Source organism: Pseudomonas sp. Au-Pse12, from assembly GCF_021341665.1.
In the GTDB taxonomy this organism is placed as follows: domain Bacteria; phylum Pseudomonadota; class Gammaproteobacteria; order Pseudomonadales; family Pseudomonadaceae; genus Aquipseudomonas.
Window position 1 is genome coordinate 203675 of sequence record NZ_JAJTTH010000012.1, and the last position, 16531, is coordinate 220205.

General features: G+C 60.5%; 18 protein-coding genes. 9 read left to right on the forward strand and 9 right to left on the reverse strand.

What is annotated here, in order from left to right:
- The first annotated feature begins 3 nt into the window (after positions 1-3).
- From trpE to LXM55_RS28005, 5 genes are all read left to right on the forward strand, one after another.
- On the forward strand, positions 4-1491 hold the full coding sequence (gene trpE, locus LXM55_RS27985) for an anthranilate synthase component I (protein ID WP_233323363.1): 1488 nt from the start codon (positions 4-6) through the stop codon (positions 1489-1491).
- A gap of 13 nt (positions 1492-1504) precedes the next feature.
- Complete coding sequence (locus LXM55_RS27990; protein WP_233323364.1) at positions 1505-2098, forward strand: aminodeoxychorismate/anthranilate synthase component II; 594 nt, start codon at positions 1505-1507, stop codon at positions 2096-2098.
- Positions 2099-2107: 9 nt separating this feature from the next.
- Entirely contained in the window at positions 2108-3157 is a 1050-nt protein-coding gene (gene trpD, locus LXM55_RS27995; RefSeq protein WP_233323365.1) for an anthranilate phosphoribosyltransferase, read from the forward strand.
- Positions 3154-3990 (forward strand): indole-3-glycerol phosphate synthase TrpC, encoded by an 837-nt coding sequence (gene trpC, locus LXM55_RS28000; RefSeq protein WP_233323366.1) that lies wholly within the window; start codon positions 3154-3156, stop codon positions 3988-3990. The genes trpD and trpC overlap by 4 nt, the downstream gene beginning before the upstream one ends.
- A 66-nt stretch (positions 3991-4056) precedes the next feature.
- On the forward strand, positions 4057-4758 hold the full coding sequence (locus LXM55_RS28005; protein WP_233323367.1) for a lipoate--protein ligase family protein: 702 nt from the start codon (positions 4057-4059) through the stop codon (positions 4756-4758).
- Here the strand turns inward: LXM55_RS28005 and crp are convergent.
- On the reverse strand, positions 4755-5399 hold the full coding sequence (gene crp, locus LXM55_RS28010) for a cAMP-activated global transcriptional regulator CRP (protein ID WP_213665119.1): 645 nt from the start codon (positions 5397-5399) through the stop codon (positions 4755-4757). The two genes, LXM55_RS28005 and crp, sit on opposite strands and share 4 nt — an antisense overlap.
- Before the next feature lie 236 nt (positions 5400-5635).
- Between crp and LXM55_RS28015 the strand changes: the two genes are divergently transcribed.
- Complete coding sequence (locus LXM55_RS28015; RefSeq protein ID WP_009045862.1) at positions 5636-6058, forward strand: OsmC family protein; 423 nt, start codon at positions 5636-5638, stop codon at positions 6056-6058.
- A gap of 74 nt (positions 6059-6132) precedes the next feature.
- Here LXM55_RS28015 and coq7 read toward each other — a convergent pair whose 3' ends face one another.
- The 6 genes from coq7 to hemJ all read right to left on the reverse strand — a co-directional run bounded on the left by coq7 (position 6133) and on the right by hemJ (position 10615).
- Complete coding sequence (coq7, locus tag LXM55_RS28020) at positions 6133-6780, reverse strand: 2-polyprenyl-3-methyl-6-methoxy-1,4-benzoquinone monooxygenase (protein ID WP_233323368.1); 648 nt, start codon at positions 6778-6780, stop codon at positions 6133-6135.
- 127 nt (positions 6781-6907) lie between these two features.
- A complete protein-coding gene (locus LXM55_RS28025) occupies positions 6908-7246 on the reverse strand; it encodes a histidine triad nucleotide-binding protein (RefSeq protein ID WP_016963742.1) in 339 nt (112 codons plus the stop codon).
- Positions 7247-7316: 70 nt separating this feature from the next.
- Positions 7317-8105: an SDR family NAD(P)-dependent oxidoreductase gene (locus tag LXM55_RS28030; protein WP_233323369.1), complete on the reverse strand. Its 789-nt coding sequence runs from the start codon at positions 8103-8105 to the stop codon at positions 7317-7319.
- Positions 8106-8166: 61 nt separating this feature from the next.
- A complete protein-coding gene (locus LXM55_RS28035; RefSeq protein WP_233323370.1) occupies positions 8167-9087 on the reverse strand; it encodes a DUF805 domain-containing protein in 921 nt (306 codons plus the stop codon).
- A gap of 95 nt (positions 9088-9182) precedes the next feature.
- Positions 9183-10151: an NAD(P)H-dependent flavin oxidoreductase gene (locus tag LXM55_RS28040; RefSeq protein WP_233323371.1), complete on the reverse strand. Its 969-nt coding sequence runs from the start codon at positions 10149-10151 to the stop codon at positions 9183-9185.
- A 32-nt stretch (positions 10152-10183) separates the two neighbouring features.
- Positions 10184-10615 (reverse strand): protoporphyrinogen oxidase HemJ, encoded by a 432-nt coding sequence (hemJ, locus tag LXM55_RS28045; RefSeq protein ID WP_011063791.1) that lies wholly within the window; start codon positions 10613-10615, stop codon positions 10184-10186.
- A gap of 135 nt (positions 10616-10750) precedes the next feature.
- On the opposite strand from hemJ, the gene argC reads away from it, so the two are divergent.
- Together argC and erpA are read left to right on the forward strand one after the other, a co-directional pair.
- Positions 10751-11785 carry an N-acetyl-gamma-glutamyl-phosphate reductase gene (gene argC, locus LXM55_RS28050; RefSeq protein WP_233323372.1) on the forward strand — a complete coding sequence of 345 codons (1035 nt, stop codon included), beginning with the start codon at positions 10751-10753 and terminating at the stop codon, positions 11783-11785.
- Positions 11786-11954: 169 nt separating this feature from the next.
- Positions 11955-12305, forward strand: coding sequence for an iron-sulfur cluster insertion protein ErpA (erpA, locus tag LXM55_RS28055; RefSeq protein ID WP_011063789.1), 351 nt, complete (start codon positions 11955-11957; stop codon positions 12303-12305).
- Positions 12306-12375: 70 nt separating this feature from the next.
- On the opposite strand, the gene LXM55_RS28060 is transcribed toward erpA, so the two are convergent.
- The gene (locus tag LXM55_RS28060; protein ID WP_233323373.1) at positions 12376-13467 is read right to left on the reverse strand and encodes an anhydro-N-acetylmuramic acid kinase; all 1092 of its coding nucleotides are present in this window, start codon (positions 13465-13467) and stop codon (positions 12376-12378) included.
- A 3-nt stretch (positions 13468-13470) separates the two neighbouring features.
- Entirely contained in the window at positions 13471-14892 is a 1422-nt protein-coding gene (locus LXM55_RS28065) for a peptidoglycan DD-metalloendopeptidase family protein (RefSeq protein WP_233323377.1), read from the reverse strand.
- A gap of 210 nt (positions 14893-15102) precedes the next feature.
- Here LXM55_RS28065 and tyrS point away from each other — a divergent pair, with 210 nt between their 5' ends.
- The gene (gene tyrS / locus LXM55_RS28070; protein ID WP_233323374.1) at positions 15103-16302 is read left to right on the forward strand and encodes a tyrosine--tRNA ligase; all 1200 of its coding nucleotides are present in this window, start codon (positions 15103-15105) and stop codon (positions 16300-16302) included.
- Positions 16303-16531: the final 229 nt, after the last annotated feature.

The window sequence follows — 16531 nt, forward strand, 5'->3', positions numbered from 1 at the left end:
CCCATGATTCGCGAAGAATTCCTGCGTTTGGCTGCAGCCGGTTACAACCGTATCCCGCTGGCCTGCGAGACCCTTGCCGACTTCGACACCCCGCTGTCGATCTACCTGAAACTGGCCGATCAGCCCAACTCCTACTTGCTGGAGTCGGTGCAGGGCGGTGAGAAGTGGGGGCGTTATTCGATCATCGGCCTGCCGTGCCGTACCGTGCTGCGGGTGCACGGCTTCCAGGTCAGCGTGACCCACGATGGCGTGGAGATCGAACGCCATGAAGTGGCCGACCCGCTGACCTTCGTCGAGGAATTCAAAGCCCGCTACAACGTGCCGACCATCGCCGGCCTGCCGCGTTTCAACGGCGGCCTGGTGGGCTATTTCGGTTATGACTGCGTGCGTTATGTCGAGCCGCGCCTGGGCCAGTGCCCGAACCCGGACCCGATCGGCGTGCCGGATATCTTGCTGATGGTCTCCGATGCGGTGGTGGTGTTCGACAACCTGGCGGGCAAGATGCACGCCATCGTGCTGGCCGACCCGAGCCAGGACAACGCCTTCGAAGCCGGCCAGGCGCGCTTGCAGGAGTTGCTGGCCCAGCTGCGCCAGCCAATCACCCCGCGCCCGGGGCTGGACTTCAGCCAACAGCAGGCCGCCGATCCGGTCTTCCGCTCCAGTTTCACTCAGGCGGATTACGAGCGGGCCGTGGACACCATCAAGGAATACATCCTGGCCGGTGACTGCATGCAGGTGGTGCCGTCGCAGCGCATGTCCATCGACTTTTCGGCCGCGCCCATCGACCTGTACCGGGCGCTGCGCTGCTTCAACCCGACGCCTTACATGTACTTCTTCAACTTCGGTGACTTCCACGTAGTGGGCAGTTCGCCGGAAGTGCTGGTGCGGGTCGAGGACAACCTGATTACCGTACGGCCGATTGCCGGTACCCGCCCGCGGGGGGCTACCGAGGAAGCCGACCTGGCCCTGGAACAGGACCTGCTGTCGGACGACAAGGAAATTGCCGAGCACCTGATGCTGATCGACCTGGGGCGCAACGACACCGGTCGCGTATCCGAAATCGGCAGCGTGAAGCTCACCGAGAAGATGGTCATCGAGCGCTATTCCAACGTGATGCACATCGTCTCCAACGTCACCGGCCAACTGAAGTCCGGCCTGACGGCGATGGATGCGCTGCGGGCGATCCTGCCAGCGGGGACGTTGTCCGGGGCGCCGAAGATCCGCGCGATGGAAATCATCGACGAGCTGGAACCGGTCAAGCGTGGAGTCTACGGCGGCGCCGTCGGCTACTTCGCCTGGAACGGCAACATGGACACCGCGATTGCCATTCGCACGGCGGTGATCAAGAACGGCGAGCTGCATGTACAGGCCGGCGGCGGGATTGTTGCCGACTCGGTGCCGACCCTGGAGTGGGAAGAGACGCTGAACAAGCGTCGCGCGATGTTCCGTGCCGTGGCACTGGCTGAACAAACCCCCGCATCCAAGGCTTGAGGAGTTTCCATAAATGTTGCTGATGATCGATAACTACGACTCCTTCACCTACAACGTCGTCCAGTACCTGGGCGAGTTGGGAGCCGAGGTGAAAGTGGTGCGCAATGACGAACTGACCGTGGCCCAGATCGAGGCGCTCAAGCCCGAGCGCATTGTGGTCTCGCCCGGCCCTTGCACACCGACCGAAGCCGGTATCTCCATCGAGGCGATCAAACATTTCGCCGGCAAGCTGCCGATTCTGGGCGTGTGCCTGGGGCACCAGTCCATCGGCCAGGCCTTTGGCGGCCAGGTGGTACGGGCTCGGCAAGTGATGCATGGCAAGACCAGCCCGGTGTTCCATCGTGACCAGGGCGTATTCACCGGCCTGAACATGCCACTGACCGTGACCCGCTATCACTCGCTGGTGGTCAAGCGTGAAAGTCTGCCCGAGTGCCTGGAGGTCACGGCCTGGACTCAACTGGAAGACGGCGCCGTCGACGAGATCATGGGGCTGCGCCACAAGACGCTGAATATCGAGGGTGTGCAATTTCACCCCGAGTCTATTCTCACCGAGCAGGGCCACGAGCTGTTCGCCAACTTCCTCAAACAGAGCGGCGGCACGCGCTAAGGACTTTTCATGGATATCAAGACTGCCCTGAGCCGTATCGTCGGCCACCTGGACCTGAGCACCGATGAAATGCGTTCGGTGATGCGCGAGATCATGACCGGCCAATGCACCGATGCGCAGATTGGCGCCTTCATGATGGCCATGCGCATGAAAAGCGAAAGCATCGATGAAATCGTCGGCGCGGTCTCGGTCATGCGCGAACTGGCGGACAAGGTCGAGCTGAAAACCCTCGACGGCGTGGTGGATGTCGTCGGCACCGGCGGTGACGGCGCGAACATCTTCAACGTTTCCACGGCTTCCTCCTTTGTGGTCGCCGCGGCCGGTTGCACCGTGGCCAAGCACGGCAATCGTGCGGTATCCGGCAAGAGCGGCAGCGCCGACCTGCTGGAGGCCGCCGGTATCTACCTGAACCTGACCCCGGTTCAGGTGGCGCGTTGCATCGACAACGTCGGTATCGGCTTCATGTTTGCCCAGTCCCACCACGGGGCGATGAAATACGCCGCCGGCCCGCGTCGCGACCTTGGCCTGCGTACCCTGTTCAACATGCTCGGCCCGCTTACGAATCCGGCCGGTGTGAAGCATCAGGTGGTTGGCGTGTTCACCCAGGCCTTGTGCCGGCCGTTGGCCGAAGTCTTGCAGCGCCTGGGCAGCAAGCACGTCTTGGTGGTGCATTCCCAGGACGGCCTGGACGAGTTCAGCCTGGCTGCGCCGACCTATGTGGCCGAACTGAAGAATGACCAGATCAGCGAATACTGGGTACAGCCCGAGGACCTGGGCATGAAGAGCCAGAGCCTGTTTGGCCTGGTGGTGGAAAGCCCGGCGGCCTCGTTGGAGCTGATCCGCGATGCCTTGGGGCGCCGCAAGACCGAGCATGGCCAGAAGGCCGCCGAAATGATTGTGCTCAATGCCGGTGCGGCGCTGTATGCCGCGGACCATGCCAGCAGCCTGAAAGAGGGCGTGGCCCTGGCTCACGATGCTTTGCACACCGGCCTGGCCCGGGAAAAGCTCGAAGAGCTGGGCGCCTTTACCGCGGTGTTCAAGCAGGAGAATGAAGGATGAGTGTGCCGACAGTTCTGGAAAAGATCCTCGCCCGCAAGGTTGAGGAAGTTGCCGAGCGCAGCGCGCGCGTCAGTCTGGCCGAGCTGGAAACCCTGGCGCGTGCGGCCGATGCGCCACGCGGTTTCGCCCGTGCCTTGCAGGAACAGGTCAAGCTCAAGCAGCCGGCGGTGATCGCCGAGATCAAGAAGGCTTCGCCCAGCAAAGGCGTGATCCGCGAGCACTTCGTTCCAGCCGACATCGCCAAGAGCTATGAGAAAGGCGGCGCTACCTGCCTGTCGGTATTGACCGATGTCGATTTTTTCCAGGGGGCCGATGCCTACCTGCAGCAGGCCCGTGCGGCCTGCAAGCTGCCGGTGATCCGCAAGGACTTCATGATCGATCCGTACCAGATCGTCGAGGCGCGCGCCCTGGGCGCCGATTGCGTGCTGCTGATTGTCGCTGCGCTGGATGATGCGCGGATGGCGGAGCTGGCTGCCGTGGCCAAGGGCGTTGGCCTGGATGTCCTGGTGGAGGTGCACGATGGCGATGAGCTGGAGCGGGCGCTGAAGACCCTCGACACACCGCTGGTCGGGGTCAACAACCGTAACCTGCACACCTTTGACGTGGATCTGGAAACCACTCTCGACCTGCTGCCGCGGATTCCCCGCGACCGCCTGGTGATCACCGAGAGCGGCATTCTCAACCGGGCTGATGTCGAGTTGATGGAAATCAGCGATGTTTATTCGTTCCTGGTGGGCGAGGCGTTCATGCGCGCCGAAAGCCCGGGCAGCGAATTGCAGCGCCTATTCTTCCCGGAACGCGGTGTGCCGGTCAGCGGCTCGACCCTGGACTGAACCCGTGACGATGAACAAGCCGGCGATGCCGGCTTTTTCATGCCTTAGACAAAGGATTTGACTGCCATGACCCAACCCCTTGCCCTGACTGTCGAAGCCGGCCTGCAGGCCGAACAGGATCTGCTGGCCCAGGTGTGCGCTGGCGAGCAGGCGTTCGGCCTGCTGTTCTGGCAACCCAGTGACCGGGCGTTGGTGATGCCCCGGCGCTTGAGCCGGTTACCGGGGTTCGAACGTGCCTGCGAGGCGTCGGCCGCCAATGGCTGGCCAGTATTGCTGCGGGAAACCGGTGGCGAGCCGGTGCCGCAGTCGGCGGCCACGGTGAACATTGCCCTGGTCTACGCTCCGCCGCGCAGCGAGGGGGATCAGGGGCGGATTGAAACCGCCTACCTGCGTCTATGCCAGCCGATTTTTGACTTGCTCAGCGAACTGGGGGGGCATCCGTCGTTGGGTGAAGTGGAAGGCGCGTTCTGCGACGGTCGGTTCAATGTCAACCTGGACGGGCGCAAGATGGTCGGCACCGCCCAGCGCTGGCGCCAGAGCAAGGGCGGGCAGCGGCCCGTCGGCCTGGTGCATGGCGCGTTGCTGTTGGACAACGAGCGCGATTCGATGGTGGGCGCGGTCAATGCCTTTAATCAGGCCTGTGGCCTGGAGCAGCGTTGCCGGGCCGAAAGCCATATTGCCCTGCATGAAGCCTTTGCAGCGCCTGATGCGCTGGCGCGGCTGGACAGCCTGTACCGGCAGATGCTCAAGGGCTTCCTGCCGGGTTAACGGGTGCCGAACACCACCATGGTCTTGCCCTTGACGTGAACCAGGTTGCGTTCTTCCAGGTCCTTGAGGACGCGGCCGACCATTTCCCGTGAACAACCGACGATCCGGCCGATTTCCTGGCGGGTGATCTTGATCTGCATGCCATCCGGGTGAGTCATGGCGTCCGGTTGCTTGCACAACTCCAGCAGGCAGCGGGCCACTCGCCCGGTCACGTCGAAGAATGCCAGGTCGCCGACCTTGCGCGTGGTGTTGCGCAGGCGCTGGGCGATCTGCCCGCTGAGCACATAGAGAATGTCCGGATCGTTCTGCGACAGTTCGCGGAACTTGGCGTAGCTGATTTCCGCCACTTCGCATTCCACCTTGGCGCGTACCCAGGCGCTGCGCTGTTGCTCGTGCCCGGCTTCTTCGAAGAGCCCCAGTTCGCCGAAGAAGTCTCCGGCGTTGAGGTAGGCGATGATCATTTCCCGGCCGTCATCGTCTTCGATCAGGATGGTCACCGATCCCTTGATGATGAAGTACAGGCTGTCGGATACATCACCGGCGCAGATGATGTTGCTCTTGGCCTGATACCGACGGCGTTGACAGTGCATGAGCAACTTGTCGAGATTTTTGATCCTGGGGGTGGGGGCAATAGCAACCATGGTTGTATCCCGAAAAGACTGCACGGTATGAGGTGTTTTTTTTATGGGACGTGAAACGAAGGTATTGAACGCTGGCGATGCGCCAGTCATTTGGCGTCAGCTTAACAGACACATCCTTGGCCTAATTAAGATTTTTCTTACTCAGGGCCGGTAATGGGGGACAAACGGTCAATGCGCTGTGGGTGGAAACCCCTGTGCTAAGCTGGCGACCCTTTTTTAACAGTGGAGTCTTGGCGATGAAGGCACGCATCCAATGGGCTGGCGAAGCCATGTTCCTCGGCGAGTCGGGCAGTGGCCATGTGGTGGTGATGGATGGTCCGCCGGAAGCCGGTGGCCGCAACCTGGGTGTTCGCCCGATGGAAATGCTCCTGCTCGGTGTGGGCGGTTGCAGCAACTTCGATGTGGTCAGCATTCTGAAGAAATCGCGTCAGGCGGTTGAAAGCTGCGAGGCGTTCCTCGATGCCGAGCGCGCCACCGAAGATCCCAAGGTTTTCACCAAGATCCACATGCATTTCGTGGTCAAGGGCCGGGGCTTGAAAGAAGCGCAGGTCAAGCGGGCCATCGAGCTGTCTGCGGAGAAATACTGCTCGGCGTCGATCATGCTTGGCGCTGCTGGCGTGGCCATCACTCACGATTACGAAATCGTCGAGCTGGGCTGAACCCGCGCGGGTTTTTGCGGCAAAAGAAAAGGGCGCTTCGATAGCGCCCTTTTTTGTGCCCGGAGTTTCTGTGGTCAGATCCGGTAGGTGCTTTTGGTCATGACCTTGGCCAACAGGCTCATGCCGAACTTCACCGGTGCCGGGAAGCGGAAGCCGCCGGCTTCGAGGGCGGTTTCTGCGTGGTGTTCTTCGTCGATGCGCATCTGTTCGAGAATCGCCCGGGATTTTTCGTCCTCGGCCGGCAGTTGTTCCAGATGCTCGTTCAGGTGCTTGCACACCTGGTCCTCGGTGGCGGCCACAAACCCCAGGCTGACCTTGTCGCTGATCAGGCCGGCGGCGGCGCCGATACCGAAGGACAAACCATAGAACAGCGGGTTGAGCACGCTCGGGTGGCTGCCCAACTGACGGATGCGTTGTTCGCACCAGGCCAGGTGGTCGATTTCCTCTTCCGCGGCATGCTCCATGGCCTGGCGGACCCGAGGCAGCTTGGCGGTCAGGGCCTGGCCCTGGTACAGCGCCTGGGCACAGACTTCCCCGGTGTGGTTGATGCGCATCAGGCCGGCCACGTGGCGGGTGTCCTCGTCACTCATCTGCGCTTCCGGCTGCACGATGGCCGGCGACGGGCGATAAGGTTGGCCGCTGAAAGGCAGTAGCGTGCGCATGGCCATATCGGCTTGCAGCAGCAGGCGGTCGATCGGCGAGTAGTGACGTTGGGTAGTCATGCTTATCTCCGGGAGGAATCTCGGCGGCCAGTTTACTCCAATCAATGGAGCGAAAACTGCGCTGGATCAGCGCACCCTCGTCCAGGACGGTCCGAGAGGGCGCTGCGCAAGGGCGGCGTCGGGGCAATCAGCCCGGCGGCCAGTTCATCTGGCGCTGACCCAGTACGTGCATGTGAATGTGGTAGACGGTTTGTCCACCCAGTTCGTTGCAGTTCATCACCACGCGGAAGCCGTCTTCACAGCCCTGCTCCTTGGCCAGGCGTTGGGCAGTGAACAGAATGTGCCCGGCCAGGGCCTTGTCGTCCTCGGTGAGGTCGTTGAGGGTGCGGATGGGTTTCTTCGGGATCACCAGGAAATGCACCGGCGCTTGCGGGGCAATATCGTGGAAGGCCAGAACCTGGTCATCCTCGTAGATGATCTTCGCGGGTATTTCTCTGTTGATGATCTTGGTGAACAGAGTATCCACAGCTGTTTCTCCATTGGGTTGGTCCGGGGCGAGTGTACTCAGGTGCACAGGGTGCGCCCAGCCCCGACCGTTAACGTGGGCAATAGGCTCGATTGACGTAGCCGACGATCTTGCGGGTCAGCCAGCGCGAGCTCAGGCGGGGGCTGAAGGCCATCCAGCGGTTCAGGCGGCCGGGGATGATGATGGCGCGATTCTTTTCCAGGGCACGGACCGCATACAGCGCGACCTCCTCGGGGCTCATGAGCAGTTTGCTGTCGTTGAGTTTTGCGCTGTCCATCTGTGCGGTATGGAAAAAGGCGGTGCGGGTCGGCCCGGGGCAGAGCACCGAGACCTTGACCGCACACTTCTTCAATTCTTCGCGCAGCCCTTCGGAGAAATGCAGGACGTAGGCCTTGCTGGCGTAGTAGCTGCTCATCCACGGCCCGGGGTAAAAGGCTGCCACGGAGGCGACATTGAGGATCTGCCCGCCGCCCAGCAACGCCATGCTGTTGCCCAGGGCGTGGCACAGGCGGGTGAGGGCAAGGATGTTGACCTCGATCAGGTCCTGCTCGGTCATCCAGTCCTGGGCCAGGAAGGGGCCGCTGGTGCCGATGCCGGCGCAGTTGACCAGCAGGTCGATCTGCCGGTCGCCTTCCTCCAGTTCCAGCAGGAAGCCGGACAGGCGCAGCGGTTCGCCCAGGTCACAGGCGCGGAACAGCACTTCGACGCCGAAGCGCTGGGTCAGCTCCAGGGCGATACTTTCCAGCTGATCACGCTGGCGGGCCACGAGAATCAAGTTGCGGCCGCGCCGGGCCAGCGCTTCGGCCAGGGCCAGGCCTATGCCGCTGGAAGCACCGGTGATCAGAGCGTAACGGGTCATGCATTTCTCCATCGCAACGGCCGGCGGCCTGCGACAGGGAGGGTCGCAGGCTCGGGCGCGTTTATTCTTGCTCGGACTCGGATTCTACAGGGGCGGCGATATCGGCGGGTTCGGCATCTTCATCGGCGCTGCTGGAGTCGATGCTTTCGCTGTAGCTGGTTTCGCTGTAGCGGTCTTCCAGAGAGCTCAGGCCTCCGGCCACCATGGCAACGATCAGAACGACGATCAGGACTACCCACATCCAGGACAGCACCTTGACTGCGGTGGTGTTGGGCGGCGGCGGGGCGCCGTAGCGGTTGGCCACGTTAGTGCCCGGGCTGACCATCAGCACCAGCGGGAAGATACTGCCGACGATGGGGACGAAGTTCAGCAGCCACAGCCAGCCCGACCAGCCGAGATCGTGCTGGCGCTGCACGCTGATCTGAATGCTGACAACCAGGAAACCGATGAACACCACGATACCGCCGACGATTCCCAGGCCGGTGAGCAGCGTGGAATTGAACACCGCTGCGGACATGATGCCGAAGAAGGCGCCCACCCCGACCACGGCCAGCATGGCTACTGTCAGGACCAGGGTCCAGGCCAGGTAGCGCAGGCGCCCGATGCGGCCTTCGAAGCTGAAGACGTTGAGTACGGCGTACTGGGGAATTGCATCACCCACCGCAGCTTGCGGTGGCGCATAGGGCGACGCGCTGATGGTGGCGGCTTTGGGCGTCGGGGTTACGGCGTCGAGATTGAGTTGCAGGGCGTGCTCAGGCTCGATGCGTGCATCGATCCCGGCGTTCTTCAGCGCCTCCAGGTAGCGTTGGGCATCGGCCTGGGTCAGGTCGCGCTTGAGCTCCACCTGTTGGCCACTGAACAGGCGCTCAACGGCGGCGATGTCGCTTTTGAACAGCTCGGCGAGGTTGAGTTGGGCGGTGGACTTTTCCACGCCGGGCAGCAAAGTGCCGTCGAAAACGATCTTGTAGCGGGTTTCGCTCATGGGGGCATCCCTGTCACTTGAAATGAAGGCTTACATAAAGGCCGACAGTTTAAGGCCAGCGCCCCCCTGCTGGCCAAGAAACTAATGAGAACTGGTTAGCGTGGCCAGCGTTTGCTCAATTGGCTTGAGCGCTGCTGGGCCGCCTGATATTCGCTGTCCAGTCGGGCGATCAGTTGATCGACGCTGGGCAGGTCGTCGATGTCGCAGACGCCCTGGCCCGCGGACCAGACGGTTTTCCAGGCCTTTGCTTCATCGCTGATGGGTTTGAGCTTGGAGCCGAAGTTGATCTCCCCCTTGCCCTGCAGGGCGGCCAGGTCGAAACCGGCGTTCTCCAGGCTTTGGCGCATGAAGCTGGCAGGTACTCCGGAAACCGCGGCGGTGTGCACGATGTCCGCTGCGCCAGAACTGAGCAGCATCTCTTTATAGGCATCCGGTGCATGGCTTTCGCTGGTGCCGATAAAGCGTGTTCCCAGATAGGCCAGGTCGGCGCCCAGCAACTGCGCGGCGAGAATTTCGTGGCCGCGGTTCAGGCAGCCGGCCAGAAGCAGGGTCTTGTCGAAGAATTGGCGGATCTCGGCAATAAGCGCGAAGGGGCTCCAGGTGCCGGCATGGCCCCCGGCCCCCGCTGCGACGGCGATCAGCCCGTCGACACCGGCTTCGGCGGCTTTCTGTGCGTGCCGGCGGGTGGTGACGTCATGAAATACCAGGCCGCCATAGCTGTGCACGGCGTCCACCACCTCCTTGACCGCCCCGAGGCTGGTGATGACGATCGGTACCTTGTGTTCGATGCAGATCTGCAAATCCGCCTGCAGCCGTGGATTGCTGTTGTGCACGATCAGGTTCACGGCGTAAGGGGCAGGGTTCTCCAGCTTGGCCAGCCCCGCTTCGATCTCTTCGAGCCAGGCCTTGAAGCCACTGCTTTCCCGCTGGTTGAGGGCGGGAAAGCTGCCAACCACGCCGTTGCGACAGCAGGCCAGGACCAGCTCAGGGTTGGAGATCAGGAACATCGGCGCCGCCAACAGGGGCAAGCGCAGACGTTGTTCAAGCAAAGCGGGCAGTGACATTGGAGTACCCCCAGGGAAACGACTGGTTAGAGTTAGAACGGTCGTACAACGACCAGAATTACAATAGCCAGCAATATCAGAACCGGTACTTCATTGAACCAGCGATAAAAGACATGGCTACGGGTGTTTTCGCCACGGGCAAAGCGCTTCACTTGCGCGCCGCACATGTGGTGATAGCCGATCAGGATCACCACCAGGGTCAGTTTGGCGTGCATCCAGCCCCCCTGGCCGAAGTAGGCGCTGGGGTTGAGGCTGATCAGCCAGATGCCGAAGATCAGCGCCGCGATCATCGCCGGGCCCATGATGAAGCGGTACAGCTTGCGCTCCATCAGGCAGAAGCGTTCGCGGCTGATGCTGTCTTCGCTTTGCGCGTGATAGACGAACAGGCGTGGCAGGTAGAACAGGCCGGCAAACCAGCAGACGACGCTGACGATATGAAAGGCTTTGAGCCATAGATAGAGCATTTTTGGTTATTCCCAGGTTCACGGTGGCGAAGATAGTAGAGGGTAGAGCGTCCGCACGTCACCTTGACGGTTGTCGCAGGGGCGCGCCGCCCCTATTATCGGCAGCTTTCCAGTGGGTTCGTTGAGGGCAGGTTTATGGTCAAGGTCGGTATCGTCGGCGGCACGGGTTACACCGGTGTCGAACTGCTGCGTCTGTTGGCACAGCATCCGCAGGCGCGAGTGGAAGTCATCACTTCGCGATCCGAGGCGGGCCTGGCCGTAGCCGATATGTACCCGAACCTGCGCGGCCATTACGACGGCCTGGCATTCAGTGTGCCGGACATCAAGACCCTGGGCGCCTGTGATGTGGTGTTCTTCGCCACGCCCCATGGTGTGGCCCATGCGCTGGCCGGTGAACTGCTGGCGGCCGGGACCAAGGTCATCGACCTGTCGGCGGACTTCCGCTTGCAGGATGCCGAAGAGTGGGCCAAGTGGTATGGCCAGCCTCACGGTGCGCCCGAGTTGCTGGACGAGGCGGTCTACGGCCTGCCGGAAGTCAACCGCGAGCAGATCAAGAAGGCTCGCTTGATTGCCGTTCCTGGCTGCTATCCAACCGCGACCCAGCTGGGCTTCCTGCCGCTGCTGGAGGCCGGTCTTGCCGATACGTCTCGTCTGATTGCCGACTGCAAGTCGGGTGTCAGCGGCGCTGGCCGTGGTGCCAGTGTGGGTTCGCTGTACTCGGAAACCTCCGAGAGCATGAAGGCCTATGCGGTCAAGGGGCACCGTCATTTGCCGGAGATCCGCCAGGGCTTGCGCCGGGCAGCGGGCAAGGACGTGGGCCTGACCTTCGTTCCGCATTTGACGCCGATGATTCGCGGCATTCACTCCACCCTCTACTCGACAGTGGTGGACCGTTCGGTTGATTTGCAGGCGTTGTTCGAGAAGCGCTATGCCAATGAGCCGTTTGTCGATGTGATGCCGGCGGGCAGTCATCCCGAGACGCGCAGTGTGCGTGGCGCCAACGTGTGCCGGATTGCCGTACACCGTCCGCAGGACGGTGACCTGGTGGTGGTACTGTCGGTCATCGACAACCTGGTCAAGGGCGCTTCGGGCCAGGCGGTGCAGAACCTCAATATCCTGTTCGGCCTGGATGAGCGTCTGGGCCTGTCCCATGCGGGCATGCTGCCGTAAGGGCATTTTCCGCGCGAATGGAAAGGCCCGTCTGACGGGCCTTTCTGCGTTATGCGGGTGGCTGTACGACTATTGATATACCGTAACAATAGTTGACCGCTTTTCTAGGAGAAGCGGATAATGCGCGTCATTACGCAGTATGGCGGCTTAACGCCGGGAGATAGTCAGCATGAGCGTTGAATCCTTCACCCCCACGGCTTTGCAATTCACTCAAGGTGCAGCGCACAAGGTGAAGACCCTGGTCGATGAAGAGGGGAATGATCGCTTGAAGCTGCGCGTATTCGTTACGGGCGGCGGTTGTTCGGGTTTCCAGTACGGTTTCACTTTCGATGAGGAAGTGGCCGAGGACGACACCATTGTCGAGCGCGAGGGTGTAAGCCTGGTGGTCGATCCCATGAGTTTCCAGTATCTGGCTGGTGCTGAAGTGGACTACCAGGAAGGTCTGGAAGGTTCGCGGTTCGTGATCAAGAACCCCAATGCCACCACCACCTGTGGTTGCGGTTCGTCATTCTCGATCTGATCAGCCAGTCACCGCTATTCGCCGAACGCCGCAGGGTCTTATGATTCTGCGGCGTTTTGCTGTCTGTTGTTCAAGCCGGATAGATGGCACCCAGTACGCGTAGGCCGCGAGCGCCCGTGACACTGGGGCGGTTGGCGGCGATGCCTTCCAGGCAGCAGTGGGCCAGCCAGGCGAAAGCCATGGCCTCGACCCAGTCGGGGTCTACGCCGTACTGCGCAGTACTGCTGACTCGGGTTTGCGGGAGGAGGGCTGCCAGGCGGCTCATGAGCGTTGCGTTATGCGCACCGCCACCGCACACCAGCAGTTCCTGGGTGTCACGTTGAGCGCTCTGTAGCGACTCGACAATGGTCAGTGCTGTCAGTTCCAGCAATGTGGCCTGCACGTTTTCGGCAGCAATTGCCTCATGTGCTGCCAGGTGTTGTTGCAGCCATTGAAGATTGAACACTTCACGGCCTGTGCTCTTCGGGCCTTGGGTGGCGAAGAACGGGTCGCTGAGCAGGGTGTTCAGGAGTGGCTGGTCAACTTGGCCGCTGGCAGCCCATTGGCCATTATGGTCGAAGTTCTCGGAGCGTTGAGCCTGGATCCAGGCATCGAGCAGGACGTTGCCCGGGCCGCAGTCAAAACCGGTTACCGGCTTGCTCGCTTCGATCAGGCTCAGGTTGCTGAAGCCGCCGACGTTCAGCACGGCGCGGTTTCCTGTTTGCTGGTCGAACAACGCTTCGTGAAAGGCCGGGACCAGTGGGGCGCCTTGCCCACCTGCCGCAACGTCACGACTGCGGAAGTCGCTGACGACAGTGATGCCGGTCAGCTCAGTAAGCAGTGCCGGGTTGCCGATCTGCACGGTGAACCCGCGCTGCGGTTCATGGCGCACGGTTTGCCCATGGCTGCCGATGGCGCGGATGTCTTGTGGGCGCAGTTTTTGTTGTTGCAGAAGCTGGTTGATGCCCTGGGCGGCCAGTCCCACCCAGTGCTGCTGGGCGATGGCGGAGCGGGCGATCTCATCGGGGCCGCTGGCGCACAAGCTCAGGAGTTCGGCGCGTAGGGTGTCAGGCATTGGAATGTAGTGGGTGGCGATCAATCTGATCGCCGGATTCTGTTCGATCAGGGCGATGTCCAGGCCATCAAGGCTGGTACCGGACATCACACCGATATAAAGCGCCATGGCTTAGCGCTTGCTCGAGGCCAGCATGGTGGCCTTTTCCTGCTCCATCCGGGCCATCAGCGGCTGGCTTTGTTGGAGGAAGCGTGCACGTTCAGCCTTGGCAATCGGATCGGCCATGGGCAGTTTCTGGCCCAGCGGGTCCACGTGGACGCCATTGACCTGGAACTCGTAGTGCAGGTGCGGTCCGGTGGACAGGCCGGTAGTGCCGATATAGCCAATGACCTGGCCTTGTTTTACCGAGCCGCCAGTCTTCACGCCCTTGGCGAAGCCTTGCATATGGCCGTACAGGGTGCGGTAGGTGTTGCCGTGTTGAATGATCACGGTATTGCCGTAACCGCCGCGGCGGCCAGCCAGCAGCACTTTGCCGTCACCGGCAGCCTTGATTGGCGTACCGCGTGGAGCGGCATAATCCACGCCTTTGTGGGCGCGGATCTTGTTCAGGATCGGGTGCTTGCGGCCCATGGAGAAGCGCGAGCTGATACGGGCGAAATCCACGGGCGTGCGGATGAAAGCCTTGCGCATGCTGTTGCCGTCAGCCGTGTAGTAGCTGCTGGAGCCTTGTTTGTTGGTGTAGCGCACGGCGGTATAGGTCTTGCCGCGGTTAGTGAAGCGCGCGGAAAGGATATTGCCGGTACCTACAACCTTGCCGTTGGCGACTTTCTGCTCGTAGATCACGTCGAACTCGTCACCCTGGCGAATATCCTGGGCGAAGTCGATGTCGTAGCCGAAAACGCTGGCCATATCCATGGTCAGGCTATGGGATAAGCCGGCGCGGGCAGCGGATTGTGAAAGCGAGCTATTGATGACGCCGTGCACATAGGCGGACCGAACCACAGGCTTGGTAATCACGCGGTTGAACGTAAAGCCTTTGGGGCCCTTGGTCAGGGTGATGGTTTCCAGGTCGCTGACCTTGCTGTGCAGGTTGTTCAGTTGGCCATCCGGCGTCAGCTCGAACTCAAGCTTCTGGCCATGTTTGAGCTGGGAGAACTGCTTGGCCTGCTTGTCGCTGGCGAGGACTTCATGAACAGACGTGGCAGGTAGGCCAACCTTTTCAAATAGTGTGGAAAGAGTATCGCCTTTGGCGACAACGACTTCCCTGTGCCCGGGGGCTTTTGGCTCTTCTGCCGCGGCGGGTGCAGGTGCGGTTTCTGCGGTTTGCGTGGTGTCTTCAGCGGTGTTTTCGATTTGTGCGAAAGGCGAGGCAACGGCCTCACTTGTGGCTTGTTCGGCAGATGCGGCGTCTTGATCTTGTGTCAGTTGCTCGATCGGGCTTTCCAGATCAAGACTCAATGTCGTTTTTTTTGCTTCTACATCACTGGATGGAAATACCAGTAGAGCCAGGCTTAGAAGGGCTGCGATGCCACTTGCGGCGAGCAGGTGGCTCTTCGGATAAAGCGGTGGCGCTTTAGACGGTTCGGTGGTCATAGGTAATTTGACTTTGAAAAAGATGAAATGGAAAAGATGAATGACATGATGAAGATGAAATAACTGTATAAAATATAACCAAATCATCTGTGACGCAAGGGCGCGGACACTCTGCTTTATGAATGCCCCCGTACGCCGGGCAAAACTTGTAATTAGTCCGTGATCTTGTATGGTTGGTTCCCTTTTGAATCTGAGCCTTGCGGGTCTGTTATGAAGTCGGTTGAAGAGCAGCTAGCGCTGATCAAACGTGGTGCGGAAGAGTTGTTGGTCGAGTCCGAGTTGATCGAGAAGCTCAAGCGCGGCGAACCGCTGCGCATTAAAGCAGGCTTTGATCCGACGGCGCCGGATCTGCACCTTGGGCATACCGTGCTTATTAATAAGCTGCGCCAGTTCCAGGATCTGGGCCACCAGGTGATCTTCCTGATTGGTGACTTCACTGGGATGATCGGTGACCCGAGCGGCAAGAGTGCTACTCGTCCGCCGCTGACTCGCGAGCAGGTTCTGGAGAATGCCGAGACCTATAAAAGCCAGGTCTTCAAGATCCTTGATCCGGCCAAGACTGAAGTGGCATTCAACTCCACCTGGATGGACAAGATGGGGCCGGCGGACTTTATTCGCCTGACTTCTCAATACACCGTCGCGCGGATGCTTGAGCGGGATGACTTCGACAAGCGCTACTCGACCAATCAACCGATTGCCATTCACGAGTTCCTGTATCCGTTGGTGCAAGGCTACGATTCTGTGGCTTTGCGTGCAGATGTCGAGCTGGGCGGTACTGACCAGAAGTTCAATCTGTTGATGGGGCGTGAACTGCAGCGTGGTTATGGGCAGGAAGCTCAGTGCATTCTGACCATGCCGCTGCTCGAAGGGTTGGATGGCGTCAAGAAGATGTCCAAGTCTCTGGGTAACTACGTAGGTATTCAGGAAGCTCCAGGGGTGATGTACGGCAAGCTGGTTTCCATTCCTGATGCGCTGATGTGGCGTTACTTCGAGCTTCTAAGCTTCCGCTCGATGGATGAGATCAATGCATTCAAGGCTGATGTAGAGGCTGGCGCCAATCCGCGTGACATCAAGATCAAGCTCGCTGAAGAGATTGTTGCTCGCTTCCATGGTGAAGAGGCTGCTGCAAGTGCTCATCGTGCTGCGGGCAACCGTATGAAGGATGGCGAGCTGCCGGAAGATCTGCCTGAGGTGGAGCTGGCGGCAACTGAAGATATGCCGATTGCTGCTGTCCTTAATAAGGCAGGGTTGGTGAAGAATGCCGCTGTCGCGCGAGATCTTCTGGGTTCGGGTGGTGTGCGCGTGGATGGTGAGGTTGTCGATCGTTCCTTTATATGTGCAGTCGGTGCGACCTATGTGTGCCAGGCCGGCAAGAAGGCTTTTGCGCGTATTACGCTCAAATCCGAATAAAACCTAAAGTAGGTGTTGACGGCGAATTATATCTCTCTATAATTCGCCCCACTTCCGGCGCAGTCGAAACGGAAAACTCCTTGAGATTCAATGAGTTACACGATTTTCGACGGCGGTTACGCTTCAGTTCATCGAAGCCAGGAGCAGTTGGTAAGGCAGTGAGTATTCGCCTTATTAACGATTCGATCCTCTCGGTCGAAAGCGGTTAAAAAGAGGTGTTGACAGCAGT

Coding starts and splice junctions, on each gene's coding strand:
- trpE (WP_233323363.1), top strand. CDS start 4: ATGATTCGCGAAGAATTCCTGCGTTTGGCTGCAGCCGGTTACAACCGT.
- LXM55_RS27990 (WP_233323364.1), top strand. CDS start 1,505: ATGTTGCTGATGATCGATAACTACGACTCCTTCACCTACAACGTCGTC.
- trpD (WP_233323365.1), top strand. CDS start 2,108: ATGGATATCAAGACTGCCCTGAGCCGTATCGTCGGCCACCTGGACCTG.
- trpC (WP_233323366.1), top strand. CDS start 3,154: ATGAGTGTGCCGACAGTTCTGGAAAAGATCCTCGCCCGCAAGGTTGAG.
- LXM55_RS28005 (WP_233323367.1), top strand. CDS start 4,057: ATGACCCAACCCCTTGCCCTGACTGTCGAAGCCGGCCTGCAGGCCGAA.
- crp (WP_213665119.1), bottom strand. CDS start 5,399: ATGGTTGCTATTGCCCCCACCCCCAGGATCAAAAATCTCGACAAGTTG.
- LXM55_RS28015 (WP_009045862.1), top strand. CDS start 5,636: ATGAAGGCACGCATCCAATGGGCTGGCGAAGCCATGTTCCTCGGCGAG.
- coq7 (WP_233323368.1), bottom strand. CDS start 6,780: ATGACTACCCAACGTCACTACTCGCCGATCGACCGCCTGCTGCTGCAA.
- LXM55_RS28030 (WP_233323369.1), bottom strand. CDS start 8,105: ATGACCCGTTACGCTCTGATCACCGGTGCTTCCAGCGGCATAGGCCTG.
- LXM55_RS28035 (WP_233323370.1), bottom strand. CDS start 9,087: ATGAGCGAAACCCGCTACAAGATCGTTTTCGACGGCACTTTGCTGCCC.
- LXM55_RS28040 (WP_233323371.1), bottom strand. CDS start 10,151: ATGTCACTGCCCGCTTTGCTTGAACAACGTCTGCGCTTGCCCCTGTTG.
- hemJ (WP_011063791.1), bottom strand. CDS start 10,615: ATGCTCTATCTATGGCTCAAAGCCTTTCATATCGTCAGCGTCGTCTGC.
- argC (WP_233323372.1), top strand. CDS start 10,751: ATGGTCAAGGTCGGTATCGTCGGCGGCACGGGTTACACCGGTGTCGAA.
- erpA (WP_011063789.1), top strand. CDS start 11,955: ATGAGCGTTGAATCCTTCACCCCCACGGCTTTGCAATTCACTCAAGGT.
- LXM55_RS28060 (WP_233323373.1), bottom strand. CDS start 13,467: ATGGCGCTTTATATCGGTGTGATGTCCGGTACCAGCCTTGATGGCCTG.
- LXM55_RS28065 (WP_233323377.1), bottom strand. CDS start 14,892: ATGACCACCGAACCGTCTAAAGCGCCACCGCTTTATCCGAAGAGCCAC.
- tyrS (WP_233323374.1), top strand. CDS start 15,103: ATGAAGTCGGTTGAAGAGCAGCTAGCGCTGATCAAACGTGGTGCGGAA.